Origin of the sequence: Streptomyces viridifaciens (assembly GCF_001888885.2) — a bacterium.
Lineage (GTDB): Bacteria > Actinomycetota > Actinomycetes > Streptomycetales > Streptomycetaceae > Kitasatospora > Kitasatospora aureofaciens.
Genome location: NZ_CP090841.1, coordinates 3,354,255 through 3,378,350, shown reverse-complemented (window position 1 = coordinate 3,378,350; position 24,096 = coordinate 3,354,255). Strand labels below are relative to the sequence as shown.

The following is a 24,096-nucleotide window of genomic DNA, read 5'->3' as shown; positions in this document are numbered from 1 at the left end:
GCGCGAATTCCGTTCGGACCGGGGCTCAGAGCGACAGGTACACCGCGCTGCCGACGCCGGCCAGGAAGCAGTACACCGCGAACGGCGTCAGGCTGCGGGTCTCGAAGTACCTGGTGAGGAAGCGCACCGAGACGTAGCCGGCCACGAAGGCCGCGAGGCTGCCGGCCGCGACCGGGCCGAGGACGCCGGAGTTCTCCGGCTTGAACAGCTCGGGCACCTTCAGCACCGAGGCGGCCAGGATGACCGGGGTGGCGAGCAGGAAGGAGAACCGGGCGGCGTCCTCGTGGTGCAGTCCGCGCAGGATGCCGGCGCTCATGGTGACGCCGGAGCGGCTGATGCCCGGGAACAGCGCGAGGATCTGGGCGGCGCCGATCCAGGCGCCCCTGCCGTAGCCGAGCCTGGTCAGCCGGACGTCGGAGGCGACCGCCGGGTCCAGGCCCGGCTCGTCGACGGGGGCGGCGTGCCCGGCCCGGCGCCGGCCGGAGCCGCCGCGCTTGAGCCGCTCGGCGCCGAGCAGCACCAGCCCGTTGAGGGCGAGGAACACGGCGGCGGGGACGGGCTTGCCGAGGGCGTGCCGCAGTGCCTTCTCCAGGACCAGGCCGGCCACGCCGACCGGGATGGTGGAGATGATGAGCAGCCAGGCGAGCTTCTCGTCCCGGGTCTGCACCCGGCGGTGCCGGATCGAGCCGAACAGACCGCTGACCACCCGGACCCAGTCCCGCCAGAAGAACACCACCAGCGCGAGCGCGGTCGCCAGGTGCAGGGCGACCAGCGCGGCGAGGTAGGAGGAGCCGTCGGCGGTCATGTCGAGGTCCTGCTGGATCTTCCCGCCGATCACGGCCGGGAGCAGGATGCTGTGGCCCAGGCTGGAGACCGGGAAGAGTTCCGTCACACCCTGCAGCAGGCCGACGCCTATCGCTTCCGGGTAGGTCAGGGTGGACATCGCGCACCTTCGCTCGGAGGTCTGCGGCCCCCCGATTCCGGGGGCCTCCGCGAAGCTACTACCGGCATGTAGACGCCCGGCAGCCCCGCCGCCAGAAGTTCATCGAGCGTATTTCCGGGTGTCACCGGCCACCGGCGGCCCGGACCAGCAGCCCGGTCACGGCGCCCGGCAGCCCTGACGAGGGCACGGTGGCGGACGGTACGGCCCGGTGCACGGCATCACCGAGGAGCACGCCGGCGGTCACCGCCACCGGGGCGCCCGCCAGCGGCAGGGCGACGGCCAGGACGGCGGGCAGCAGGAGGGACGGTCGGCGCGGGGGGCGGGGACGGTCCATCGGGAGCCTCCTTCGAGGGCGGGGGTCGACGGACGCCCACGATGCCGCCTCCCGCAGCGTCAGGTTCAAGTCCTTTCCGGGCGCGCCCGGTTCAGACCTCCATCCGCCGCCACCCCGAGCCGTCGGCCGGCACCGGCGCGGTCGCGAAGTCGTAGCGCAGCAGCTCCGGCCCGAGCGCCAGCAGGGAGACCGAGGACGACCCCCAGATCCGCCCGTCGCCGAAGTCCCGGCGCTGGATCAGCGCGGCGTCCCCGTCCAGCGCCAGCCCGTCGCCGGTGACGATCGGCAGCCAGTCGCCCCAGGCCGGTTCCGTCGGCCCCCCGGCGGCCGGTTCGGGGCGGGGCACGGCGGCGAAGCGGGCCCGGAAGTGGTCGGCGCGGGCGGCCATCAGCGCCCGGACCCGCTCGGAGGCGGTGCGGTTGGCGGCCATCCCCTCCAGGCCGTCGTTGAGCACCACGCTGAGCCCGGTGGGCAGTTCGTGCTCGGTCAGCAGTCCGCCGCCCCAGCTGGTCACCCGGGCGCCGTCGGGGCGGACCTGGACGAGGTGGAAGGGGTCGTACGGAGACAGGTCCAGGTGTCCGATCCCGCCCTCGCGCACGGCGGTGAGCGGCAGTCCGCCGCGGCTGAGCCGGGTGTCGGCGGGGGCGAGCGGGCCGAAGCCGTTGAGCAGACAGGCGGCGGTGCGCCGCTCCGGGTCCACGGCCAGCCAGGTGCCGCCGGCCGCGAGGTCCAGTCCGCCGAGCAGTTCGGGCCGCTGCGGCCAGTGGTGGTCCGGCGGCAGCCAGGCGCGCCCGAGGTACTCGTCCCGGACGGACAGCAGCAGCACCGGTACCGCCGAGCCCGGTTCGATGCTGACGAAGGCCGTGCACACGGTCCCGTTCCCCCTGACGCCGTCCTGCCGGGAATCCCTACCGGGAATCCCTGCCGAGGCTCGCTGCCGAAGTCCCCTGTCGAAAATCCTCGTCAGTGATCCTCGCACGCCCGTTCGCACACCGGAAGTGGCCCAAGGAGCCGGGCGGTGAATGCACCAGGACCGCGGGCCAGTGGGCTCCTAGGCTGGTCACCGTGACCACGAACAGCACTTCGAACGAGACCGTGCCCGCCCCCGAGCAGCGCCTGCGGATGCCGGAGCTCGCCCCCGACTTCTACCAGGCCATGATCGCCGTGGACCGGGCCTCCCGGCAGGGCCTGGACCCGGTCCTCGCCGAGCTGGTCAAGGTGCACGCCTCGATGATCAACGGCTGCGCCTTCTGCATCGACATGCACGCCACCGACGCCCGCAAGAACGGCGAGCAGGACCACCGCCTGGTCTCCCTGCCGGCCTGGCGCGAGACGCCCTGGTTCACCGCCCGCGAGCGCGCCGCCCTGGCCCTCACCGAGTCGGTCACCCTGCTGACCCGGGGCCACGTGCCGGACGCCGTGTACGACGAGGCCGCCGCCCAGTTCGAGCCGGCCGAGCTGGCCCAGCTGATCGCGCTGATCGCCACCATCAACACCTGGAACCGGATCGGCGTGTCCACCCGCATGAGCCCGGCGGCGAAGTGAACGCGGCCGCGATGACCTCCCAGCGGGACAAGGCCCGGCTGCTCGCGGAGCTGCACCGCCCGGGCGAGCCGGTGGTGCTGGCCAACGTCTGGGACGCGGCGAGCGCCCGGCTGGTGGCCGGCGCCGGGGCACGGGCGGTGGCGACGGCCAGCGCCAGTGTGTCCTGGTCGCTCGGCAGCCCGGACGGCGGCGGCGCCGACCGCGAGCAGGTGCTGGCCCGGACCGCCGAGGTGGTCCGCTCGGTCGATCTGCCGGTCACCGCCGACCTGGAGAGCGGCTACGCGGACACCCCGGCCGGGGTCGGCGAGACGGTCACCGCGCTGCTCGCCACCGGCGCGGTCGGGGTGAACCTGGAGGACGCGGAGTACACCCCGCAGGAGGCCGCCGAGCGGATCGCGGCCGCCCGGGCGGCCGCCGACGCGGCAGGCGTCCCGCTGTTCGTCAACGGCCGCACCGACGTCTTCCTGCACGGCCTCGGCGAGCCCGGGGGCCGGCTCGACGAGGCGGTCCGCCGGCTGCGGGCGTACGTCGAGGCGGGCGCGGACGGCGTGTTCGTCCCCGGTGTCGCCGACGCGGAGACCATCGCCGCCCTGGTCGCGGCCGTCCCGGCCCCGCTGAACGTGCTGGCCGCCCCCGGCTCCCCGTCGGTCGCCGAGCTGGCCGAACTCGGGGTGGCCCGGATCAGCCTGGGCCCGGGCCTGGCCAAGGTGGCCTACGCGGCGGTCCGCCGCGCTGCCGAGGAGGTGTACGCGAGCGGCACGTACACCTCCCTGGACGGCGGACTGACCTACCCGGAGCTCAACGGCCTCTTCGAGGGCTGAGCGGCACCGGGTAAGGCGGGCGGCTGACCGGACGGGGGTCGGTCAGGCGCCCGCCGCACGGCTGTGCGGGCGACGGCCGATCAGGGGTTGATCTGCCCGCTGAGCCCCGGGTGGTGGATCTGGTTGGTGCCGACGGCCTCCACCTCGTCGGCGACGTGGCCGACCACCGGGAGCTTGCCCGCGGACTTCAGCGCGAGGTCGGCGGGGGAGAGCTCCAGCCCGTCGGTGAGGCCGCCGGTGGCGTCCGGCGAGCTGGCGATCTGGCCGGCGGCGGAGGCCGCCGGGGCGGCGAGGGCGAGGCCCGCCATGGTGAGGGCGGCCAGGGTGGCGAGTTTCTTCATGCCCTGCCGAACGACCGGGCCGCCCTCAGGTAACCCCGCGGCGCGAAGTGTCACCCCCGGGCCGTCACCCCCGGGCCGTCACCCCCGGCCGTCACCCTCGAATGGTCACCCGCAGGGTCCGCACGCTGTTGCTCACGAATGAGCCGATCGGCTCCGGCCGTTCCCCCTCCGCCAGGGCCAGCCCCGGGAACCGCCCGAACAGGTGCCGCAGCGCCGTCTCCGCCTCCAGCCGGGCCAGCCCCGAGCCGAGGCAGAAGTGCGGGCCGTGGCCGAGCGACAGGTGCCGGGCGGGCTGCCGGGTGAGGTCGAAGCGGTCGGCGTCCGGGTAGTGCCCGCCGTCGCGTCCGGCCGCCGCGTACGAGGCGAGCAGCGCCTCACCGCGCCGGATCACCGTGTCGCCGACCTCGATGTCCTCGATCGCGTAGCGCAGCGGGAACTGGCCCACCGGCGAGTCGTAGCGCAGGGTCTCCTCCACCACCGCCGACCACGGCTGCGCGCCGTCCAGCACCAGCCGCAGCTGGTCGGGGTGGGCGAGCAGGGCGCGGACCGCGTTGGTGATCAGGTTGAGGGTGGTCTCGTGCCCGGCGACCAGCATCAGCAGCAGGGTGCCGACGAGTTCGGCCTCGCTGAGTGCGTCCCCGGCCTCGCGGACGGCGATCAGGTCGGTGGTCAGGTCGTCGCCGGGCTCGGCCCGTTTGGCCGCCACCACGGAGGCCAGCAGCGCGTTCAGGTCCCGCTGGGCGGCGAGGGCCGCCTCCGGGGTGGCGGAGCTGGAGACCAGGGTGTCGGACAGCGCGTGCAGCCGGTCCTGCTGCTCCTCGCCCAGGCCGAGCAGTTCGCCGATCACCTGCATCGGCAGCGGGTACGCGAAGTGCTCGCGCAGGTCGAACGGCCCCTCCAGCTCCGCCACCGCGTCCAGCAGGGCGAGCGCCCGGGCCTCGATCGCGGGGGCCAGCGCGGATATCCGGCGCGGGGTGAAGGCCTGGCTGACCAGACCGCGCAGCCGCTTGTGGTCCTCCCCGTCCGCGGTGATCATGCCGGGCACGGCGACGAAGTTGAGCAGCGGCCAGCCGTACGGCAGCCGGCCCTCCCGGAAGGTGGTCCACAGCGCCGGGTTCTTGCCGACCCGGGGGTCGGCCAGCAGCGACTGAAGGGTGTCGTGGTGGGTCACCGCCCAGACCACCACCCCACCAGGGAGTTCCACCAGGACGGCCGGTCCGGCTGCGCGGAGCCGGGCGTTCTCTCCGTGCTGGTCGCGTCCGAAGGGGTCGAGCCGGACGGGCTCGGGGCGGGAGCCGCGGGGGTCGTCGACGGTGTCCATGCGGGTGCGGGCCTTTCGGGCGTTGGCGGGCGGGGCGGGGTGAAGGCGCTGTACAGCACCGGCAGGGCGACCAGGGCCCGCGACCAGGGGGACGGGCGCCAGGCCAACTCTCCCGAAGGCACGGCCAGCTGGAGGTCCGGCAGGCGGTGCAGCAGGGTCTCGATCGCGGTCTCGACGATGATCCGGGCCGGGTGCTGGGCCGGGCAGACGTGCCGGCCCGCGCCCCAGGCCAGGTGGGCCCGGTTGCCGCCGAGCGAGCCCTGCGCGGCGGAGGAGGCGCCCTGGGCGGCCGGGTCGGCGTTGGCCGCGGCCAGGCCGAGCACCAGCATGTCGCCGGCGCTGATGTACTGGCCGCCGAGCACGGTGTCGCCGGTGGCCCAGCGGCCGGGGAAGTTCTGCGTCGGCGGGTCTCGCCAGAGCACCTCCTCCAGCGCGTCGGAGACGGTGAGCCGCCCGCCGGTCAGGGTGGCCCGGAAGCGCCGGTCGGTGAGCAGCAGCCGCAGGGTGTTGCCGATCCAGTTGATGCAGGTCTCGTTGCCCGCGATCATCAGCACCACCAGGTGGTGCACCGCCTCCTCGTCGGTCAGCGCGGCGGGGTGGGCGAGCAGCCAGGAGGTGAGGTCGGCGCCGGGGGCGGTGCGGCGGTGCCGGACCAGTTCGGCCAGGGTCCCCTGGAACTCCCCGGCGGCGCGCACCGATTCGGGCCCGCTGTCGACGAAGTGGCTGATCAGCTCGATCATCCGCGGCCCGCTGCCGGTGGGCAGGCCGACCAGCTGGGTGGAGACCAGCAGCGGCAGCGCGCGGGCGTACTGGCCGATCAGGTCGGCGGTGCCGTCCGGGCCCCAGCTGTCGATCAGGCCGTTGGCGGCGGCCTCGGTGGTCTCGCGCAGCTGCCGGTGGTCGATCTGGGCCAGGGTGTCCGAGACGGCGGCGCGCAGCCGCTGGTGCTCGGCGCCGTCGAGGTTGAGCAGGGTGGGCCGCCAGGCGGTCATCGGCTGCAGCCGCGAGTCGGGGGCCAGCCGGCCCTCGGCGGGGACCCGCCAGTGCCGGGAGTCCTTGGAGAACAGTGCCTCGTTGCGGGTGAGTTCGAGCAGTTCGCCGTAGCCGAGGACCAGCCACGCCTCCACCCCGGGCTCCAGCTCGATCGGCGCCACCGGGCCGTACCGCTCGCGCAGCCGGGCGTACAGGCCGTGCGGGTCGTCGGCGACGGCCTGCCCGTACAGCGGGGTCAGCGGGCCGCCCGCGGGGAGCCCGCCGCCGTAGGGGGCCGGGCCGCCGCTGTACGCGGCGCCGTGCGCGACCGGGCAGCCGCCGGCCGCCCGCGGGGGCTCGGGCGCGGTCACGGCTGCAGCTCCAGGAGCGAGCTGCGGTGCAGGTGGTCGACGAAGTCGATCAGCAGGTCGTAGGACTGGCGCCGGTCGCGGGCGTCGCAGTAGAGGATCGGCACCTCCGGCAGCACGTCCAGCGCCGACCGCAGCTCCTCCTCCGGGTAACTCGGCGTGTCCGGGAAGGTGTTGACCGCCACCGCGAAGGGGATGCGCTGCTCCTCCAGCCGGCCGAGCACGTCGAAGCTCTCGTCCGGGCGGCGCAGGTCGACCATCGCGATGGCGCCGAGCGCGCCGCGCGACAGGTCGTCCCACAGTGGCCAGAACCGCTGCTGCCCGGGCGTGCCGAACAGGTACAGCGCGAGGCGGGAGTTGAGCGTGATCCGGCCGAAGTCCAGGGCGACCGTGGTGGTGGTCTTGTCGCCGCGGCCGGTGAGGTCGTCCACGCCGCTGCTGGCGGCGGTCATGGTCTCCTCGGTGCGCAGCGGGGTGATCTCGCTGAGCGAGCCGACCAGGGTGGTCTTGCCGACCCCGAACGGGCCGGTGACCAGGATCTTCACCGCGCCCTGCACCGAGGACGGCAGGTACTGCGGTCCGGACGGCCGGGAGGCGGGGGCTTCAGCGGAGTTGGCGGAGGCCAACGAGTACCTCTTCCAGGAGGGTTGTGGGCAGGCGTTCGGCCTGCGGGACGGGAGGGAGCACCTGCACGGCGCCGAGGTCCCAGAGGTCGCCGACCAGCACCTTGACGACGCCGAGCGGCAGCCCCAGGTGGGCCGCCACCTCGGCGACGGACAACAGGCTGTGGCAGAGCCCGAGGATGCGCCGGTGCTCCCGGTTGAGCAGGACGTGCTCGGGCAGCGCCGGGGGCTCGGGCAGCCCTAATGGTCCGGGCAGGGCGCTGACCAGGCTCTCGATGGCCAGGTCGGTGCGGGTGGGGCGGCTGCGGCCGCCGGTGATCACGTAGGGCCGGACCGGCCCGTTCACCGGTGGCCCCCCGCCGCGTGGTCGACGCGCGGCGGGCTGGTGAGGTGAGTGCCGATCCGCTCGACCAGGACCTGCATCTGGTACGCGACCAGCCCGGCGTCGACCGCCTCGCTGGTCACCACGGCCAGGTGGGCGCCCGCCCCGGCGGCGACGATGAACAGGTAGCCGCCGCCGTACTCGATGATGATCTGGCGGGTGGCACTGCCCGGGCCGCCGAAGCCGGCCGCCACGCCGCGGGCCAGCGACTGCAGTCCGGAGCAGGCGGCGGCGAGCCGTTCGGCGTCCTCGCGGGCGATGTCGGCGCTGCGGCCGATCTCCAGGCCGTCGTTGGAGACGACGACGGCGTGCTGGACCTGCGGGACGGCGATGATGTCGGCGAGCAGCCAGCCGAGATCGGGGGTGGTGGTCATGGAACTCTCCGGAGCGCTGGGGAAGTCGGGGTAAGCCGGGGGAACTCGGGGAAGACGGGAGATCTCGGGGGAAGCGGGGCGGCGGGCGGTCAGTGCGGGCCGGGGGGCCGGCCCTGGGTACGGGCGGCCGAGCGGCCGTTGGCGGTCCCGGCCTGGAACATCGTCATGAAGGTCTGGGCGTCCCGGGCCGAGCGGTGCGGCGGCTCGGGCGGCGGCGGGGGAGCGGCGTGCTGGGCGGGGCGGTTCCCGCGATCGCGCCGGTGGCTCCGGCGGGGCAGCGGCGGCGGGGCGTCGCCGGTCGCGGCCGGTCGGCCGGCGGGCGGGGGTTCCACCAGCGGGTGACCGGCGTCGGGGTGGCCGGCGCCCGGGTGGGCGGCACCGGGGTGGGCGGTGCCGGCGGTCGGCTGCGGGCCGGGGGTGAAGGCCGGGCCGGGGCGGAACGCCGGGCCGGGGGTGAACGCCGGGTCGTCCCCGTCCAGCCCGAGGCCGAGTCCGGGGACGGTGGGCGGCAGCGGCTCGGTGAGCAGGGCGTTCGGCAGCAGCACGACCACGCGCACACCGCCGTACGGCGAGGGCGCCGAGCTGAGGGTGACCCGGAAGCCGTAGCTCTCGGCCAGCCGGCCGACCGCGGCCAGTCCCAACTGCGGCACCTCGCCGAGCCGGGAGACCTCCAGGCTGCTCCCCCCGGCGAGCGCGGCGGCCGCCTTGGCGACGGCCTGTTCGGGCATGCCGACCCCGCCGTCGTCGATCTCGATGACGGCGCCGTTGTGCACCGGCATCAGGGTGACGAACACCTGGGTGCTGGGCGGGGAGTAGCGGGTGGCGTTGTCCAGCAGTTCGGCGACGGCGTGGATCAGCGCCTCGGCGGCAGCGCCGACCACCGCGGTCTCGATCCGGCTGCGGACGACCACCCGCTGGAAGGGCAGGATGCGCGACTGGGCGCCGCGCACCACGTCCTCCAGCGAGACCGGTTCCGGCCAGTGCCGACCGGCCCGGGCGCCGCACAGCACGGCCAGGGTCTGGGCCAGCCGGGCCTGTTGCGCGGCGGCGTGGTCGGCCTTGAGCAGGCCCTCCAGCAGCGCAGGGTCGTCGTGGGTGCGCTCCATCTCGTCGAGCAGGGCCTGCTGGTCGTGGGCCATGACGAGGATCCGTCGGGCCACGCTGAGGAAGGCCCGCTGGGTGGAGGCGGTGAGCTCCTGCTCCTGCTGGACGGCGGCCAGGTCGGCGCCCCGCCGGGACAGCTCGGAGGTCAGCTGCTCCTGGAGGCTGGCGAGTTCACCCTCCAGCCGGTCGGCCCGGCCGCGTTGGGTGACGGACACGGCGCGGTACCGCGCGGCGGCCACGAGGGCGAGGACGGCGAGCACGCCGGTAGCCGTTGCGTACCACTGAGTCATCGTCACGCGGCGAATTCTAGGGCGATGATCCTACGAAGGTGTGAACGGATCTCGCCATGTGACCGGATCTCGTCAATATCGAGTCAATACGCCGTCGTTTCGGCGTTGTTCGGGCGCGATCGCGCAGCCCTGACACCGTGTCCGTTCGTTCGTCCAGGGCCTTCCGCCCCCGCGGGTGTGACGGGTGATGGCTGATTCGCGTCCCGGGATGTGTGGGGTTGGTGTGCACGCCGTTGTTGAACGAACGACATTCCGTGCAGGTGAACAATTCGGCCCCGGGCTACGGAAGGGACGGCATCCGGTGCAGGAGCAGCAGCGCCACGTCGTCCGGCCGGGACCGGCGCTCGGTCACGTTCAGGGTCAGCAGGTCCGCCAGCCGCTCCAGCGCCGGCATCGGGTCGACCCGCCCCGGACCGGTCTGCCGGGCCCACAGCTCCAGACCGCCGAGCATCCGCTGCACCGACTCGTCGTAGTCCTCCTCACGGTCCTCGACCAGCCCGTCGGTGTACGCCAGCAGCGTCTCCCCGCCCGCCAGCCGGCCGGTGGCCAGCGGGTACGACTGCGCCGGGTCGACCCCCAGCGGCGGGCCGCCCGGCAGCTCCAGCTCGACGGCCGTGGCGTCGGCGGCGATCCGCACCGGCGCCGGGTGCCCGGCCCGGGCCGCGGTCAGACTGCCGTCCGCCGGGTCCAGGGTCAGGTAGAGGCAGGTCGCGAACAGCTCGGTGTCCAGTTCGGCCAGCAGTCGACTGGTCCGGGCCAGCGTGGCGGCCGGGTCGTGCCCGTCCGTCGCGTACGCCCGCAGCCCGCTGCGCAGCTGGCCCATCACGGCGGTCGCCTCGGCGTTGTGGCCCTGCACGTCGCCGATCACCAGCCCGACCCGGCCGTCCGGCAGCTTCAGCAGGTCGTACCAGTCGCCGCCGACCTGCATGCCCTCGGTGCTCGGCAGGTAGCGGGCCGCGCTGGCGATCCCCGGCAGCCGCGGCAGGGTGCGCGGCAGCATCGCCCGCTGCAGCTCACCGGCCCGGTGGTGGTGGGTGTCGTACAGCCGGGCCCGTTCCAGGGACTGCGCGAGGATGCCGGCGAAGGCCGAGTACAGGGTGCGGTCCTCACGGCTGAAGACGCGCTCGGCGGCGAAGGTGATCAGGCAGGAGCCGACCTGCCGGCCCGAGGCGACCAGCGGCAGCACCGCCCAGGCGGCCGGGTCGTCCGCCTTCGTCGGCCTGCCGCCGGGCTCGCTGAACAGCGGGGCCGAGCGGGCCGGCGAGTGCTGCATCACCCCCTCGGACAGGTCCGCCAGCCGGGTCAGCTCGGCGCGGCGCGGGCCGCCGTACACGGTGTGCGAGACCGGCAGCAGCCGGCCCTCGTCCACCAGGTCCAGGACGATGCTCGCGGCGCCGAAGGCCGGTCGGGCGACATCGGTGACGGCGGCGGTGACGTCCCGTACGGTCACCGCGCGGGACAGCGCCCGGGTGAGCGACAGCAGCAGCGCCGTCCGGGCCCCGGCCGGGTCGTGCCGCGGCCCGGCCGGCCGCTCCCCGCGGTGGTCCACGTCGGCGAGCAGGCCGGCGATCCGCACCGGACGGCCGTGCACGTCCAGCATCACCTCACCGGACTCCTCGACCCGCGCCACCTCCCCGCTCCGGCGCAGCACCCGGTAGCCGATCCGGTAGCGCCCGCCGCTCGCCAGCGCCTCCGCCAGGGCGGCCTGCACGTCCGGCAGGTCCTCGGGGTGGACGATCCGCTCCAGCTCCGGCGCGGCCCCGTCCGCGGACACCGGCCGTCCGGCGACCGCGAAGGCGGCGGCGTCCCAGTAGCTCTCGCCGGTGACCAGGTCGCGTGCGAAGGCGCCGTGCCCGGCGGCCCGCACCGCGAGCGACAGCAGCGGGTGCGCCGACGCCGGATCCGGGCCCGCCTCCGGCGGCTCCCGCCGGGCGTCCACGTCGTCCGACACGTGGTCGAGCAGGTGGTGCAGCCGGTGGGCGCAGGCCCCGGCGATCGTCTCCAGCACGTCCAGGTCCCGCGGTGGCACGGTCCCCCGGTGCGCCAGCGCCAGCGCCAGCACCCCGATCGCCCGCTCGTCCACCATCAGCGGCAGGGTCACCACCGCGACCATCCCGGTCCCCATCCCGGCGTTCCGGTTCGGGTAGTCGACGCTGGTGTGCTCCGGGCCCAGCAGGTACGGCCGCCGCAGCCGCAGCGCCATCGCGGCCGGCAGCTCACCGGCCGGATCGACCAGCCCGTACCGCTCGTGCGCCCAGTCCGGCAGCCCGTGCGAGGCCGTCAGCCGCAGCATCCCCGCCGAATCCAGCAGGTACAGCGCCGAACCCTCCCCGGTGATCCACCCGGGCCCCTCCGCGAGCACGGTCCCCAACAACTCGGCGGCACTGGTGCAAGCCAGCAACAAGCGCACACAGCGCATCGCGCTACGACCGCTCGTCCGGCTCTGCTCCTCAGGGATGGGCACCAAATCTTCATACCCCATTCCCACCCCCGACGGCCGCCCCCTCCCCACCCCCTCACGCCTGCGCGGTCAGCCGCCCCGGCCGGACACCTCAGCCCGAAAGGGCCGCTTTGCCACCCACTCCCCCGCCACCGCACACCCGCCCCCACACCCCACCCCTCACGGCTGCGCCGTCAGCCAGGCGCGCCCAGTGGACAGGACCGGCTTCCCCGGCCGCCGCGCCCATCCGCGCCGGAAACCGAACTCACCGCCGTCCCACCCCGCTGCTGCGGCGTCAGCCGAGGGTTCGCCAGCCAGGCGAGGCGCGAGAAGTCGAAGGAGTCGACTTCTCGCGCTCGTCGGCCAGCAGGTGTCGTCCGGCGAGGGAGGCTGTCCTCGTTGCGTCAGCCCGCCGGGCCCGCCGGGCGCGTGATGTGCGGGCGGTCGATGAGGTCGGTCGTTCCCGAGCTCACCCGAAAGCGCGAGCCATCCGCGCGGAGGGTCGTTTCCGCTGACTCCCGCGTCCACCGCTGCGGCGTCGGATGGTTGGTGCGTCGGGCAGTGAGAAGCAGAGTGTCGGCCGGGCCACACCGTCGCTCGCCGGTGCGTGTCTTCCACGCGAGGCCGCTTCTGCACCTGCGGCGTCAGCGGGTGCTGGGCCGCACGGGAGGAGCGCTGAAAGTCGGCGAGGCCGACTTTTCGCCTGTTCGTCCGCTGCTGCGTGCCTTCGGCGTGGGGGAGGTTCTGCCGACTCCGGTGGTTCGCGCTGCGGCGTCAGCCGGCAGGTGAGGCGTGGGAAGTCGATGGGGCCGACTTCTCACGCGCTTGTGCGTCGGTGTGTCTTTCGTGCGGGAGGTCGCTTCTGCTGCCGCGGCGTTGGCGGGTGGTTGGTCGCGCGGGGGGGAGTGCTGGAAGTCGGCCCGGGTTTCGGGTGGTGCGGGCGGGGGCGGCTCACTGCTCCTCTGACTTCGGCCATGAGTGGAGGCCCGTGGTGAGGGTGGTGATGAGGCGGTTGTGGGTGGTGGTGAGGTCTTCGGTGAGTTGGAAGGCGCCGGTGATGGAGAGGGCGGCGAAGCCGTGGGCCAGGGAGCGGACGGTGCGGGCGGCGTGGATCACTTCGGGGCCGTCGAGGCCGTAGCCGCGGAGGACGGCGATGATGACGCCGACGAGGCGGGTGGCCGCCTTGGTGAGGTCCTCGTCGGGTTGGGGGGCCTGGGGGAGAGCGGCGTAGCGGTGCGGGTGTGCGGTGGCGTAGGCCTGGTAGGCGCGCAGGAGGGCGGTGACGGCGTCGTCCCCGCTGCGGCCGACCGCGGCTTCCGCGAGCCGGTCGGCGAGTTCCTCGGTGACCCGGACGGCGATGAGCCGTCGGAGTTCGGTGAGGCCGCCGCTGACGTGCTTGTACAGCGAGGGGGTGGCGACTCCGGCGCGGGCGGCGACGGAGGCGAGGGTGAGGGCTTCGGTGCCCTGGCCGTCGATGAGGGCGAGGGCGTGGTCGACGACCTGGTCGGGGGTCAGTCCTACGCGGGGCATGGTTCTGGTTCTCCAGCAGGCGGGTTCAGGCGAGTTCGGCGAGGAAGGGCAGCAGCGCGTCGGCGACGGCCTGCGGGTTGTCGGCCATCGGGTAGTGCCCGGACCCCTCGATCATGATCTTCCGCGCGCCGAGCTTCTCGGCCTGGAGGTCGGCGACTGCCTCGGGCCGGGGGAAGTCGGGGTCCTTGCTGCCCATCAGCACGAGGGCGGGGCAGCGGACGGCGGCGCTCCAGCCGATCGGGGCGGAGTCGCCGTTGACGTGGCCGCGGGTGGCGGTCCTGCGGCCGGGGGTGTGCAGGGCGGCGACCAGTCCGTCCACATAGGTGTCGAGGTCAGCGGGCCGGGGGCCGGGGAAGGCCATCTTGCGGAGGTAGTAGCCCCAGACCGCGGGCCACCGGACCATCGCGGCGCCCATGACGGCCATGACGCCCTTCATGAGGGCGTTCGCCCGCTGCTCGACGAAGGCGTCGATGAGCGCGATCCCGGCGACCCGCTGGGGCGCGTCCCCGGCGAGCTTGACGACCGTCGCCCCGGTGTAGGACTGCCCGACCAGGACGGCCCGCTCGATGCCGAGGTGGTCGAGCAGGGCGAGGACGTCGGTGGCGACGGCAGAGGGGCTGTAGTCGTCCCAGACGATCGAGGACTCGCCGAAGCCCCGCAGGTCCATGGTGATGACCCGGCGCCCGGCGACCGTGAGCAGCGGGTGCAGGTGCCGGTAGGCGCGGCGGGAGTCGAGCATCCCGGGGAGCAGGACGACGGGGGTGCCGGCGCCCTGCCGGGTGTCGTCGTACGCGAGGCGGCCGCCGGGGACGTCGAGGTACTGGGTGCTCGGGGTGATGGTGCCGTTCATGGTGGGCCTCCACGGGCTCGCTCGCTGCTGCCGATAGCCATAAAGCTACGGCTAATAGCCTTAGCCGTCAATAGCCCTCGCGGTGGTCCGCGACCCGGGGAGCGGGCGCCGCTCAGACCCCCTCGACCTTGAACGGGTCGTGCTCGCTCAGCAGCTTCTCCAGCCGGGCCTGGTCGACCCGGGCGACGGTGTCCGAGGACTCCTGCCGGTCCCGGATGACCTTGGCCAGCGTGAACGAGGACGTGACGGTGTAGAGGAGGCCGATCCCGAGGAAGGCCCGGGTCCAGCCGCCGACGGGCAGGTAGGCGATCCCGGCGGCGAGGGCCGTGCCGGAGATGGCGAAGGAGAGGACGGCCTGGACGTGGTACGCGGCCGTGGTGCGTGACTGCATCGGTGCGTTCATAGCGCCAGGATGCGGCGGGGCGGCCGGGGTGCACATGAGTAGGAGTACTCAGATGGGCCGGGCGGCTGAGGGGTCGTTCGTTGACGTCCGATCACCTGTGTCCCGGCCGTCGCGGACGGATGGCTTGGAATCAGGGCCTCCTAGGATTAACGTTTGATAACGCAGCGCGGTCGTCAACGCCGTACCCAGACGGCACCGTGCGCCGTCGCCTAATCCCGCCGGCCGGCCTACGGGCAGGTCAGGGAGCCGGGGAACCACGTTCCTGGGGTGAATCGGCGGGGCTCCGGCCCGGCCGTAGGAGACCTTCCTGCTCCGAACCCGTCAGCTAACCCGGTAGGCGCGAAGGAAGGAAAGGAGCGCGCCTCCGTGGCGTCGACGCACACCCCGGCACACCCGGCCGGTCCCGCAGCTGGCACCCAGCTCCTCGACCACCCCGGCCCGAACGGCTCCGAGGCGCGCGACTCCGCGGCCCGCGGCTCCGACCATGCCGGCGCTGCAGGCACCGCCGGTCACGGCGACCCCTTCGCCCCGGAGGCCGAGTCCAGCCGCCACCGGCTGCCGCGTCAGACCCGTAGTGCCTCCCCGCTGCTCGGCGTCACCGCCGTCGCCGCCACCCTGGGCGCCACCGGCTTCGCCGCCGCGACCCCGGCCGCCGCGCCCGCCGTCGAGGCGCCGGACGAGACCCCGGTCGCCCTGGCCGCCGACCCGGGCCTCGCACTCGCCGCCCGCATCCAGCAGCAGGCCGACAGCCAGCGCACCGCCGCCGAGGAGAGCGCTCGGCTGCAGGCCGCCCAGGAGGCCGAGGCCAAGGCCGCGGCCAAGGAGGCCGAGGCCAAGGAGGCCGAGGCCAAGCGCGCCGCCGAGGAGGCCGAGCGGGCCAAGGCCGCCGCCCTCACCCTGCCGGTCAAGGACTACAACCTCTCCGCCCACTACGGCCAGAGCGCCCGTTACTGGGCCCACCTGCACACCGGCCTGGACTTCGCCGCCGACACCGGCACCGCGGTCTACGCGGTCGGCCAGGGCACCATCACCTCGGCCGGCTGGTCCGGCGCGTACGGCTACCGGATCGTCGAGACCCTGCCCGACGGCACCGAGATCTGGTACTGCCACCTGTCCTCGATCATCAAGGGCTCGGGCGAGGTCACCTCCGGCCAGCAGATCGGCAAGGTCGGCGCGACCGGCAACGTCACCGGCCCGCACCTGCACCTGGAGGTCCGCCCGGGCGGCGGCGCCCCGGTCGACCCGGAGCCCTGGCTCCAGCAGCACGGCCTCAACCCGTAACGGGCCGGAAAACTCGTAACGGGCCCGGCAAAGTCGTAACGGGTTCGAAAAAGGCGTAGCGGGCCCGGAGAGCCCGTAACCGGACCGGAAACCCGTAACGGGCTCGAAAGGGAGGGGCCCCGGGCCGCGAACGCCCGGGGCCCCTCCCGCACCTCACTCCGGCGGCAGCTGCGCCAGGTACGCGTCGATCTCCTCCGCCCCCGGCTCCGGGGCGAGCTCCGGGAACTCCTCCACCAGCAGCCGCGGCAGCCCGGGCACCGTCCACTCGCCGATCAGGTCGAGTGCCACCTCGGCGGCCGCCGCCTCGAACTCCTCGAAGTCCCCGGCCAGTTCCTCCGGCATCGGCCGCCCCAGCGCGGTCAGCTCGGCCAGGTTGCGGTAGCTGCGCCGCATCAGGCCCTGCTCCAGCAGCCGCCGCGCCCCGTCGGTGGCCATGCCGACCGACAGCACCCGGCCCGGTCCCCAGCCCTGCTCGTCCGGCTCGTCCAGCCAGCCGGTCGGTACCAGCGCCTCGTACCCGGCCAGCCGCTGCTCCTCGTCGAGGCCGGCGAAGCCGGTCAGCCACTCCCGGACGGCCGCGGGGTCCGTCACGTCCACCCCGTGCGCGTGCAGCAGCACCGCGTACAGCCGGGGCCAGGTCACCAGGTCGGCGCGGCGCAGCAGCCCGGCCGCGACCTCACCCTGCCACTCGGCCTCGGCGTGCAGCCGCTCCTGCCGCTTGGCGTTGAGCCGTTTCGCCGCCCGCTGGTGGTCGACCAGCAGCCGTACGGCGTCGCCGTACGCGAGCGGGTCGTCCTCCGGCGCGGGTTGGACGTAGAGGTGGAGGCGTTCGTACAGCAGGTGCTCCACAGCGTCGGAGGTCAGTTCGGGCCAGCCGTCGTGCATCCTGCTCTCGCCCAGCTCCAGCAGCGCCAGCACCGTGCGCAGCGGTGCCTCGGCCACCGGCGCGCGGTCGTGCCCGGCTGCCGCCGCCCAGGTGAGCAGGTCGGCGGCCCTGGTGCGCGGGGCGAGCCGCAGGTCTTCGTCGTTCATATTCCGAACGGTAGCCGCCGGACGGGGGTAGGGTCGGCAGCCATGGTCCCCGTACGCCTCACCGGCCCCCGGCTCGCCGTCCGCGAGTACCACCACACCCCGGCGGAAGTGGACGCGTTGCACGCGCTGTACGGCGACCCGGAGGTGACCCGCTACCTCCCCTTCGAGCCGCGCGACCGCGAGACCTGCGCCGACCAGATCGAGCTCTACCTGGAGGAAGCGATGGCCGAGGAGCGGGACACCTACCGGCTCGCGGTCGTCCGGCGCGAGGACGCCGAGGACCCGGAGGACGCGCTGCCGATCGCGCACGCCAGCCTCACCCTCGGCAAGTACCGCTCGGCGTACCTCGGTTACGTGCTGAGCCGCCCGGTGTGGGGCCGCGGCTACGCGGGCGAGATCGCCGGGCTGCTCTGCGAACTCTCCTTCGGCCCGCTGGGGCTGCACCGGCTGGTCGCCCGGGTCGACGTGGACAACGCGGCCTCGGCCAAGGTGCTCACCAAACTCGGCTTCCAGCTGGAGGGGCGGGCCCGGCACGACCTGTACAAGGGCGGCGTCTGGTCCGACTCGTACCAGTACTCGCTGCTCGCCGACGAGTGGACCGGTCCGCCCGTTCCGCCGCCGGGGGGTTAACCCCACCCCTCGTCCGCCGGTCCGCCGGATGCCGTCCGGGCGGCGTTCCGGCCAGACTGGAGTCCGTCAGCACGGAAGAGACCGCGACAGGACAACGAGGGGCCGGGGGCCGGGAGATGAGCAACAGCACGCTGGGGCAGGAGTGGGACGGCCCGGACGGTTACGGCGACGGGACCCGCCCGGCCCGGGCCCGCCGCACCGAGCAGCCGCCGGGCTTCTGGCGGGCTCCGTTCTCCGGGCAGTACTACCGCGAGGTCGGCTACGCGCTCACCGGCCTGCCGGTGGCGATCGTCGGCTTCACCGTTGCGGTCACCCTGTTCTCGCTCGGCGTGGGCACCTTCGTCACCGTCCTCGGCCTGCCGGTGCTGGCCGGCCTCACCAGCGCCGCCCGGGGCCTCGGCCGGGCGGAGCGGGCCCGGGTGCGCGGGATGCTCGCCCTCGACGTGCCAGGCCCGGCGCCGGTGCGCCAGGTGCGCCCGGGCAACTGGGGCGCGATCACCGCCCGGCTGGCCGACGGGGCGGGCTGGAAGGCCGCGCTGTACCAGCTGGTGATGTTCCCCTGGGCGGTGTTCAGCTTCGTGATGACCCTGACGTTCCTGGTGCTCGGCTGGGCGATGGCGCTCTACCCGCTCTACCAGTGGGTCTTCCCGCACTACACCTCCTGGCCGGGCTACCAGCTGTTCGACTACACCGACAGCCACCACGTCCGGCACGCCTACTACGTCCAGGGCACCTGGCAGATCGTCGCGACCTCGGTGGTCGGGGTGCTGCTGGTCTTCCTCACCGCGCGGCTGGTCCACGGCCTGACCAGCGTCAACCGGGCCGCCGCCCGCGGGCTGCTCGGCCGCTGAGCTCCAGCCGCTCCATCCCGCCCTGGTCCGCCCCGCCCTTACCGGCCCAGCCCTGACCGGTCCCGTCCGGTCCGGTCCCGCCCCGCCCGCTTCCGGCTGCGCTTCGGACGCGGGCGGGGCGGTCCCGTGTTCGGATGGCCGGGTGATCACCGACGCGGCCCAGGAGTCCGCCCCGGAGCAGGGCGTCCTGGTCACCTCCCGCCCACTGGACGAGTACTGCGCCCTCTTCGGCCTCACCCGCGCCCGGCTCGCCGCCCTGATCCAGGCCTCCAGCGCCTACCGCGGGGTGTACTTCGCCATGATCGACGGCTACGCCGTGGAACCCGACTACGTCGAACGCCACGAAGTCCGGATGGTCGTGGACCGCGCCGACGACCGGCTGCTCGGCTTCTACGCGCTGATCCACGAACCGGCCGAACTGGACCTGATGTTCGTCGCCGACGAGGCCCAGGGGCTGGGCATCGGGCGGGCGCTGATCACCGACATGCTCGACCGCGCCCGGGCCGCCGGCATCACGGCCGTCGAGGTCGTCTCCCACCCGCCCGCCGAGGGCTTCTACCTCCAGGTCGGCGCCGAGCTAACCGGCACCCGCCCGCCGCAGCCCAAGACCCCCTGGGAGCAGCCCGAACTGCGCTTCGCCGTCTAGGAGTTCGGTTCCCCCGGGGCCTGCGCAGAGCTCGCAGGCCCGTCGCTCCCCGCGGCGACCGCCTGCTGCACAGGGACGGCGACCGTCGGCTGCGCCGGAACGGAAGCCGTCACCGGCAGCCGGGACAGGATCTTCTCCGCCAGCCAGCTGCGGTCCGACCCGTACGGAATGCCCTGCGGGTCGACCAACTGCGCCGCCACCGCGTCCCGCAGCCGCTGCGCCTCGGCGCCGGACAGCCGGGAGAGCAGGCCGCGGGCGGCCAGCAACGCGTGGTACTGCTCGAAGCCCGAGCACGGGTGCTCGATCGCGTCCAGCAGGCTCGTCAGGTCCGCCAGCGACGGGTCGCCCTGCATCAGCGCGAGCGCCTGGATCCGGCGGCCGTCGGTGCCGTCCGCGAAGAGGGCCCGCACCTGGTCGGCGGTCAGCGCAGAGCGCTTCGCGGTCGAGCGGACCTCCGCCACCACGCCCTCCGGCCCGGCCGGGGAACCCGAGGCGGGCGGCAACTGCGCGGCGGGCGCGGCGGACCGGCCGGCACTGCCGCCGAGCAGGCCGAGCTGCTGCATCGCACGCACCCGCAGGTCGTCGGCGCCCACCTTGTCGCCCCGCCGGTCGCGGTCCTGCCCGGCCAGGAAGAGGTCCAGCGCCTCGTCGGTCTCGGTCAGCACCCTCGGCAGCGCCAGCCTGGTCACCAGCCAGCCGGCCAGGAAACCGAGGACCAGGAAGTGCAGCACCAGTGCGGCCGCGAACGGCGCCGCGGCGTCCCCGCCGCCGAGTACGGGCGCCAGTGACGCACCGAGCTTGTGCAGCCGCTCGCCGAGCGAGCCGAGCTGGGTGAGCCCGACGCCCAGCAGCACCTTGGTCAGCCAGTCGGAGACCTGCTCCAGATTGGTGTTCGGCGCGTACGAGCCCTGCGGCTCACCGGAACCGCTCTTGACCCGGGGTACCCCGAACAGGAAGCCCAGTGCGCCGCCCAGCACCGTCGAGGCCCCGGCCACCACCAGGCCGCCGCCGAGCGCCTGCCAGGTCCGTGCCCGGCCGAGCGCGAACAGCAGCAGGCCGAGCAGGCCCGTACCGCCCAGCACCCCGGCCGCGGTCCACTGCGCCGCCCGCAGCGCCGACGTGCCGACCCGTCGCCGTGTCACCGCCATCGCCCACCCCATGTGTCCGCGCCACTGCGCCCCGTCGTCCGTGGGGCCGCGCCGACTCTAGCGCCGCGGCCCCACCACGGGAACGCGTCGGGGGGTGCCACGGCTACGACCGGAACCGACCGCGGAAACGCAGACGGCCCGCGGGCTGCTCCTCGGCGCCGGCCCGTGCACTGGCCTGGCGCCCGAGGCACCGGGGATGTACCGGTGAGCCCGCGGGCCGGGTGACTGCTGTGGATTTCGCCTGCCGGAGGCCTGGGGCCTCACCCTGCGCAGGCAGGGGCGGCTCTAGCGAGCAGCCACCTCACGCATCCTGATGGAACTCAATTCAGGATCACCTCCTTTCAGTGTGCCGCCACTGTAGGCAGGCTCCTGTCGGAAGGGCAACGGATTATTCGCGGGCGGCGGTCAGGCGCTCTTCACCGTCTCCTGGAACTTGGTGTAGTCGATCACGCTGCTGGCCGGCGGGGCCTGGACGGTCACCGGCTTGTCGAAGTCGGTGAAGTTGATCTGGCCCTGGTCCTTGCCGGTGGTCTTCTCCAGTCGCACCGGGTAGAACTTGCCCTCGGTGGCGATGTGCAGGGTCGACTCCTCGCCCTGGTCGTCCTTCTCCTTGAGACTGAAGGTCTTGATCCCGTTGACGGTGCCGGCGCTGCCCTTGCTGGGCGTGCTCGACCCCTCGTCCAACATCTGGTTGCTCGCGTCGGCGAGCTTGCAGAAGTCGGTCATGTCCTTCATCTTGGGGTCGTTCTGGAAGCCGGTCAGGTAGCGGTTCTCGAGCTTGGCGAGCACCGCGGGATTCGACCCGCCGAAGGTCTTCCAGAACTGCGTGTCCGGCTTCATGAAGTACGCCGTGCCGTCGCTGATCATCTCGAAGGAGCCCATGCCGGGGAGCGCCATGGTGCCCCGGCACTGGCCCTTGCTGTCCATCACCATGTCGATGGTCATGACGCCGTCGTCGGACGTCATCTTGCCGGAGATCCTGAGCGAGGTGGCCGAGGCCAGGGCGTCCTTGGCCTTCTTCTCGATCTCCTGCGCGCTCAGCTTGTCGGTGTCGAGCTGCGCGGCGGTCGGAGTCGCGGCAGCGGCGGCGCCGGTCGCCGGTGCGGCGGCCTTGTCCGAGGCCTTGTTGTCACCGCAGGCGGCCGTACCGGCCCCCAGGAGGAGGCAGATCGCGGCGGTACTGGCCAGGCGCTTCGACAGCATCGAGGTGGTTCCTTATCCAGGGCACGGTCCCGCCGTCCCCCACTTGGATGAATTTTTTCCTCAGTATGGGGGAGCCGTACGGCGGGAGATCTTGGAATCCGCCCCCGTTACCGCTTCGTGGCGGGACCGTGCTCTGCCCGTCCCCGGGAACGCGAAAGGGCCCGGAGGAAGAATCCTCCGGGCCCTTTCGGCTACTGAGTAGCGGGGACAGGATTTGAACCTGCGACCTCTGGGTTATGAGCCCAGCGAGCTACCGAGCTGCTCCACCCCGCGTCGGTGAACACAACAATACGGGGAAGTCGCCGAGATGGGAAATCGGTTCTCCGGGCCGGCCGGACGCGGCCGTCCGAGCGGCCCGGACGCTACCCCCTCGCCGACCGCCGTCCGCGCCGCCAGGCGTGCCGGGCGGCCCGGGACCTGGCCCAGAGCGCGAAGCAGACCAGGGCCACGAAGCAGGGCACCATCAGCACCCCGTACACCACCAGGAACCCGTCCGTCCCCAGGTCCGCGGCGGCGTTCCAGGTCCCGTGCAGCACCATCGCGGTCAGCAGCCCGACCGGCGCGGCCAGCCGGGCCAGCCAGCGCCGCCCGGTGGTCAGGGTGACGGCCAGGCCGATGCCGGTGAGCGCCGTGAACAGGGGGTGGGCGAAGGGGGAGAGCAGGGCGCGCAGCACGAAGGTCTGCACGGTGCTGTCGAAGTCGCGCAGGCTGGGCGGGTCGCCCAGGCCGATGCTGTCCAGCCGGTTGCGCTGGTCGGTGGTGAAGGCCCGGCCCAGGTAGAGGGCGTTCTCGGTGAAGGCGAAGCCGCAGGCCGTCATCCCGCCGAGGACCACCCCGGCGGCCAGGGTGCGCGGCCGGGAGCGGCGGTGCGGCGTGCCGGGGGAGGGCGGCGCGGGGCACAGGTACGGCAGCGGCCGCAGGTACGGGCGCAGCCGCAGCCGCCCCCGGGCGTGCGGCCCGGTCGGAGGGCGCCGGGGCGGGTGGGTGCGCCGGGGCGCGGGCGCCCGGTGCAGCAGCGGCGCGCAGGGGCGCCCGGAGCGGCGGCCGTGGCAGCGCAGCCGCTGGCCGAGCGGCAGGAGCAGCACGAGGAGGGCGGTGGCCTTGGCGCTCTCCTCGATCACCGGGGTGGCGATCCCGGCGCCGAGCAGTCCGCCGAACGCACCCCGGTGGGCGGTCAGATAGTCGGCGGTCCAGTTGTTGGCGAGGATCGCGACGGTGGTGGCGGCGCAGGCGCCCCAGCCGAGGCAGAACACGGTGTGCCGCAGCGGCACCCGGGCGGTCAGGTTGAGCCAGGCCAGGCCGCCCAGCACGAAGGGCAGCGGCACCAGCGCCAGGCCCAGGCCCACCAGCAGCCCGACGGTGCCGGTCTGCCGCTGGACCAGGTGCAGGACCAGCACGCCGCAGCCGACCAGGACCAGCACGGCGGTCGTGGTGACCGAGGAGAGCGCCATCGAGCGGCCGCGGCCCGGGGGAGCCCCGGGCGGTCCGTCCCGAGTGGGTGCCGAGGTGGCCGTCGGCGGCGGTGACGCGCCGCCGGGCCCGGGCAGCAACCGGTGGGCCCGGCGCCCGCGGGGCCCCGGGATGGTCCGGGTGTCACCGGTGCGCGGGCCCGTCCCCGGTGCGTCGGCGGCGGTGCGGACGGTCGCCCGCCCCAGCCAGACGCCCGGGCCGCCGCCGGACGGGCTGCCCATGCGGCACAGGGTAGGCCACGGCGGCGGCCCGTCGGGAGGATTCGGGACGAACGGTTCGTCCGGGGCCCGACCGGCCGGTCAGCCCGCCGGGGCCCGTTCGAACGGCTGCCGGTGGGTCAGCGGCGGCGGAACAGCAGGTCGTGCACCACGTGGCCCTTGGCGATCCCGGCCCGCTCGAACTTGGTGACCGGCCGCCAGTCCGGCCTGGGCGCGTAGCCGGGGACGCTGCCGTCCGGGTGGTCCGCAGGCTCCAGCCAGCCGGTCCCGTCACCCTCGGGGTGCAGGTTCTCCAGCTCCGGGGAGGCGGACAACACCTCCAGCATCTGCTCCGCGTACGGCTCCCAGTCGGTCGCGCAGTGCACCAGCGCGCCCGGGGCGAGCCGGGGCAGCACCAGGTCGAGGAAGGACGCCTGGACCAGCCGGCGCTTGTGGTGCTTGGGCTTCGGCCACGGATCGGCGAAGTAGACCCGCAGGCCCGCCAGCGAGGCGTCCGGCAGCATGTCGCGCAGCAGGATGACGGCGTCACCGGCGGCCAGCCGGACGTTCTGCGAACCGTCCCGCTCCAGCATGCCGAGCAGGTTGCCGTGGCCGGGGGTGTGCACGTCCGCGGCGAGGATGCCCATCGACGGGTCGGCGGCGGCCATCGCGGCGGTGGTCTCGCCCATGCCGAAGCCGATCTCCAGGGTGACCGGCAGGCCGCCGAACAGCTCCGCGAGGTCGAGCGGGGTGCCGTCGATCGGCACGCCGTACCTCTCCCAGCTCCGGTCCAGGGCGCTCGCCTGGGCGTTGGTCATCCGGCCCCGGCGCGGCTGGAAACTGCGGATGCGCCGCTCCCGGTGCTGTTCCTCGGTGGCCTTGTGCGGGTACATCGGCGCGGGGTAGGCGGCCGGCGCCGCGGACAGCCGGGCGGACGGAGATTGCTGGGGGATCGGGGCGGTGGCAGTCACAATCACCCGAGTCTACGGGGCTCCCG

Annotated in this window: 25 protein-coding genes, 1 tRNA gene and 1 riboswitch; of the genes, 6 read left to right on the top strand and 20 right to left on the bottom strand. The window is 74.0% G+C overall.

Features of this window, described 5'->3' with window-relative positions; genetic code table 11:
- Window positions 1–25 precede the first annotated feature (25 nt).
- The 3 genes from BOQ63_RS22090 to BOQ63_RS22080 all read right to left on the bottom strand — a co-directional run bounded on the left by BOQ63_RS22090 (window position 26) and on the right by BOQ63_RS22080 (window position 2,148).
- On the bottom strand, window positions 26–943 hold the full coding sequence (locus BOQ63_RS22090; RefSeq protein WP_030289785.1) for an undecaprenyl-diphosphate phosphatase: 918 nt from the start codon (window positions 941–943) through the stop codon (window positions 26–28).
- A gap of 121 nt (window positions 944–1,064) precedes the next feature.
- Window positions 1,065–1,277 (bottom strand): hypothetical protein, encoded by a 213-nt coding sequence (locus tag BOQ63_RS22085; protein WP_072654836.1) that lies wholly within the window; start codon window positions 1,275–1,277, stop codon window positions 1,065–1,067.
- Window positions 1,278–1,368: 91 nt separating this feature from the next.
- A complete protein-coding gene (locus BOQ63_RS22080) occupies window positions 1,369–2,148 on the bottom strand; it encodes an NRDE family protein (RefSeq protein WP_030289783.1) in 780 nt (259 codons plus the stop codon).
- A 194-nt stretch (window positions 2,149–2,342) separates the two neighbouring features.
- Here BOQ63_RS22080 and BOQ63_RS22075 point away from each other — a divergent pair, with 194 nt between their 5' ends.
- Window positions 2,343–2,822, top strand: a complete 480-nt coding sequence (locus BOQ63_RS22075) for a carboxymuconolactone decarboxylase family protein (protein ID WP_030289782.1) — start codon at window positions 2,343–2,345, stop codon at window positions 2,820–2,822.
- Between the two features lie 11 nt (window positions 2,823–2,833).
- Complete coding sequence (locus BOQ63_RS22070) at window positions 2,834–3,643, top strand: isocitrate lyase/PEP mutase family protein (RefSeq protein ID WP_030289781.1); 810 nt, start codon at window positions 2,834–2,836, stop codon at window positions 3,641–3,643.
- Window positions 3,644–3,723: 80 nt separating this feature from the next.
- Here the strand turns inward: BOQ63_RS22070 and BOQ63_RS22065 are convergent, their stop codons facing one another.
- From BOQ63_RS22065 to BOQ63_RS22015, 11 genes are all read right to left on the bottom strand, one after another.
- On the bottom strand, window positions 3,724–3,984 hold the full coding sequence (locus BOQ63_RS22065; RefSeq protein WP_030555353.1) for a hypothetical protein: 261 nt from the start codon (window positions 3,982–3,984) through the stop codon (window positions 3,724–3,726).
- Between the two features lie 91 nt (window positions 3,985–4,075).
- Window positions 4,076–5,188 carry a cytochrome P450 family protein gene (locus BOQ63_RS22060; RefSeq protein WP_223886010.1) on the bottom strand — a complete coding sequence of 371 codons (1,113 nt, stop codon included), beginning with the start codon at window positions 5,186–5,188 and terminating at the stop codon, window positions 4,076–4,078.
- A complete protein-coding gene (locus tag BOQ63_RS22055) occupies window positions 5,152–6,648 on the bottom strand; it encodes a cytochrome P450 (protein ID WP_223886009.1) in 1,497 nt (498 codons plus the stop codon). The genes BOQ63_RS22060 and BOQ63_RS22055 overlap by 37 nt, the downstream gene beginning before the upstream one ends.
- The gene (locus tag BOQ63_RS22050; protein ID WP_046386144.1) at window positions 6,645–7,271 is read right to left on the bottom strand and encodes a GTP-binding protein; all 627 of its coding nucleotides are present in this window, start codon (window positions 7,269–7,271) and stop codon (window positions 6,645–6,647) included. Before BOQ63_RS22050 ends, BOQ63_RS22055 begins: the two co-directional genes overlap by 4 nt.
- On the bottom strand, window positions 7,249–7,614 hold the full coding sequence (locus tag BOQ63_RS22045) for a DUF742 domain-containing protein (RefSeq protein ID WP_030289776.1): 366 nt from the start codon (window positions 7,612–7,614) through the stop codon (window positions 7,249–7,251). Before BOQ63_RS22045 ends, BOQ63_RS22050 begins: the two co-directional genes overlap by 23 nt.
- On the bottom strand, window positions 7,611–8,024 hold the full coding sequence (locus tag BOQ63_RS22040) for a roadblock/LC7 domain-containing protein (RefSeq protein WP_030289775.1): 414 nt from the start codon (window positions 8,022–8,024) through the stop codon (window positions 7,611–7,613). Before BOQ63_RS22040 ends, BOQ63_RS22045 begins: the two co-directional genes overlap by 4 nt.
- Before the next feature lie 89 nt (window positions 8,025–8,113).
- Complete coding sequence (locus BOQ63_RS22035) at window positions 8,114–9,418, bottom strand: sensor histidine kinase (RefSeq protein ID WP_223886275.1); 1,305 nt, start codon at window positions 9,416–9,418, stop codon at window positions 8,114–8,116.
- Between the two features lie 280 nt (window positions 9,419–9,698).
- Window positions 9,699–11,882 carry a SpoIIE family protein phosphatase gene (locus tag BOQ63_RS22030; protein ID WP_167395772.1) on the bottom strand — a complete coding sequence of 728 codons (2,184 nt, stop codon included), beginning with the start codon at window positions 11,880–11,882 and terminating at the stop codon, window positions 9,699–9,701.
- Between the two features lie 927 nt (window positions 11,883–12,809).
- Window positions 12,810–13,388: a TetR/AcrR family transcriptional regulator gene (locus BOQ63_RS22025; RefSeq protein WP_072654833.1), complete on the bottom strand. Its 579-nt coding sequence runs from the start codon at window positions 13,386–13,388 to the stop codon at window positions 12,810–12,812.
- 25 nt (window positions 13,389–13,413) lie between these two features.
- Window positions 13,414–14,238, bottom strand: a complete 825-nt coding sequence (locus BOQ63_RS22020; RefSeq protein ID WP_030557823.1) for an alpha/beta fold hydrolase — start codon at window positions 14,236–14,238, stop codon at window positions 13,414–13,416.
- Between the two features lie 112 nt (window positions 14,239–14,350).
- Window positions 14,351–14,629 carry a YiaA/YiaB family inner membrane protein gene (locus tag BOQ63_RS22015; RefSeq protein WP_223886008.1) on the bottom strand — a complete coding sequence of 93 codons (279 nt, stop codon included), beginning with the start codon at window positions 14,627–14,629 and terminating at the stop codon, window positions 14,351–14,353.
- Window positions 14,630–14,837: 208 nt separating this feature from the next.
- A riboswitch (cyclic di-AMP (ydaO/yuaA leader) is annotated at window positions 14,838–14,995 on the top strand.
- Between the two features lie 12 nt (window positions 14,996–15,007).
- On the opposite strand from BOQ63_RS22015, the gene BOQ63_RS22010 reads away from it, so the two are divergent.
- Window positions 15,008–15,922, top strand: coding sequence for a M23 family metallopeptidase (locus tag BOQ63_RS22010; RefSeq protein WP_223886007.1), 915 nt, complete (start codon window positions 15,008–15,010; stop codon window positions 15,920–15,922).
- A 153-nt stretch (window positions 15,923–16,075) separates the two neighbouring features.
- On the opposite strand, the gene BOQ63_RS22005 is transcribed toward BOQ63_RS22010, so the two are convergent.
- Window positions 16,076–16,954 (bottom strand): hypothetical protein, encoded by an 879-nt coding sequence (locus BOQ63_RS22005; protein WP_030290834.1) that lies wholly within the window; start codon window positions 16,952–16,954, stop codon window positions 16,076–16,078.
- 42 nt (window positions 16,955–16,996) lie between these two features.
- Here BOQ63_RS22005 and BOQ63_RS22000 point away from each other — a divergent pair, with 42 nt between their 5' ends.
- The 3 genes from BOQ63_RS22000 to BOQ63_RS21990 all read left to right on the top strand — a co-directional run bounded on the left by BOQ63_RS22000 (window position 16,997) and on the right by BOQ63_RS21990 (window position 19,081).
- Window positions 16,997–17,584, top strand: a complete 588-nt coding sequence (locus tag BOQ63_RS22000) for a GNAT family N-acetyltransferase (protein WP_030290836.1) — start codon at window positions 16,997–16,999, stop codon at window positions 17,582–17,584.
- A gap of 116 nt (window positions 17,585–17,700) precedes the next feature.
- Entirely contained in the window at window positions 17,701–18,435 is a 735-nt protein-coding gene (locus tag BOQ63_RS21995; RefSeq protein ID WP_107048850.1) for a sensor domain-containing protein, read from the top strand.
- A 142-nt stretch (window positions 18,436–18,577) separates the two neighbouring features.
- Window positions 18,578–19,081, top strand: coding sequence for a GNAT family N-acetyltransferase (locus BOQ63_RS21990; RefSeq protein WP_318299372.1), 504 nt, complete (start codon window positions 18,578–18,580; stop codon window positions 19,079–19,081).
- Here BOQ63_RS21990 and BOQ63_RS21985 read toward each other — a convergent pair.
- The 5 genes from BOQ63_RS21985 to trmB all read right to left on the bottom strand — a co-directional run bounded on the left by BOQ63_RS21985 (window position 19,078) and on the right by trmB (window position 24,070).
- Window positions 19,078–20,229, bottom strand: coding sequence for a hypothetical protein (locus BOQ63_RS21985; RefSeq protein WP_072654830.1), 1,152 nt, complete (start codon window positions 20,227–20,229; stop codon window positions 19,078–19,080). The two genes, BOQ63_RS21990 and BOQ63_RS21985, sit on opposite strands and share 4 nt — an antisense overlap.
- Before the next feature lie 405 nt (window positions 20,230–20,634).
- Window positions 20,635–21,432, bottom strand: a complete 798-nt coding sequence (locus BOQ63_RS21980) for a hypothetical protein (RefSeq protein ID WP_030557812.1) — start codon at window positions 21,430–21,432, stop codon at window positions 20,635–20,637.
- A 199-nt stretch (window positions 21,433–21,631) separates the two neighbouring features.
- Window positions 21,632–21,705, bottom strand: a tRNA-Met gene (locus BOQ63_RS21975).
- 89 nt (window positions 21,706–21,794) lie between these two features.
- Window positions 21,795–23,123, bottom strand: a complete 1,329-nt coding sequence (locus BOQ63_RS21970) for a PrsW family intramembrane metalloprotease (protein ID WP_150476043.1) — start codon at window positions 23,121–23,123, stop codon at window positions 21,795–21,797.
- 116 nt (window positions 23,124–23,239) lie between these two features.
- Complete coding sequence (gene trmB, locus BOQ63_RS21965) at window positions 23,240–24,070, bottom strand: tRNA (guanosine(46)-N7)-methyltransferase TrmB (RefSeq protein ID WP_030290846.1); 831 nt, start codon at window positions 24,068–24,070, stop codon at window positions 23,240–23,242.
- Between the last annotated feature and the right edge of the window lie 26 nt (window positions 24,071–24,096).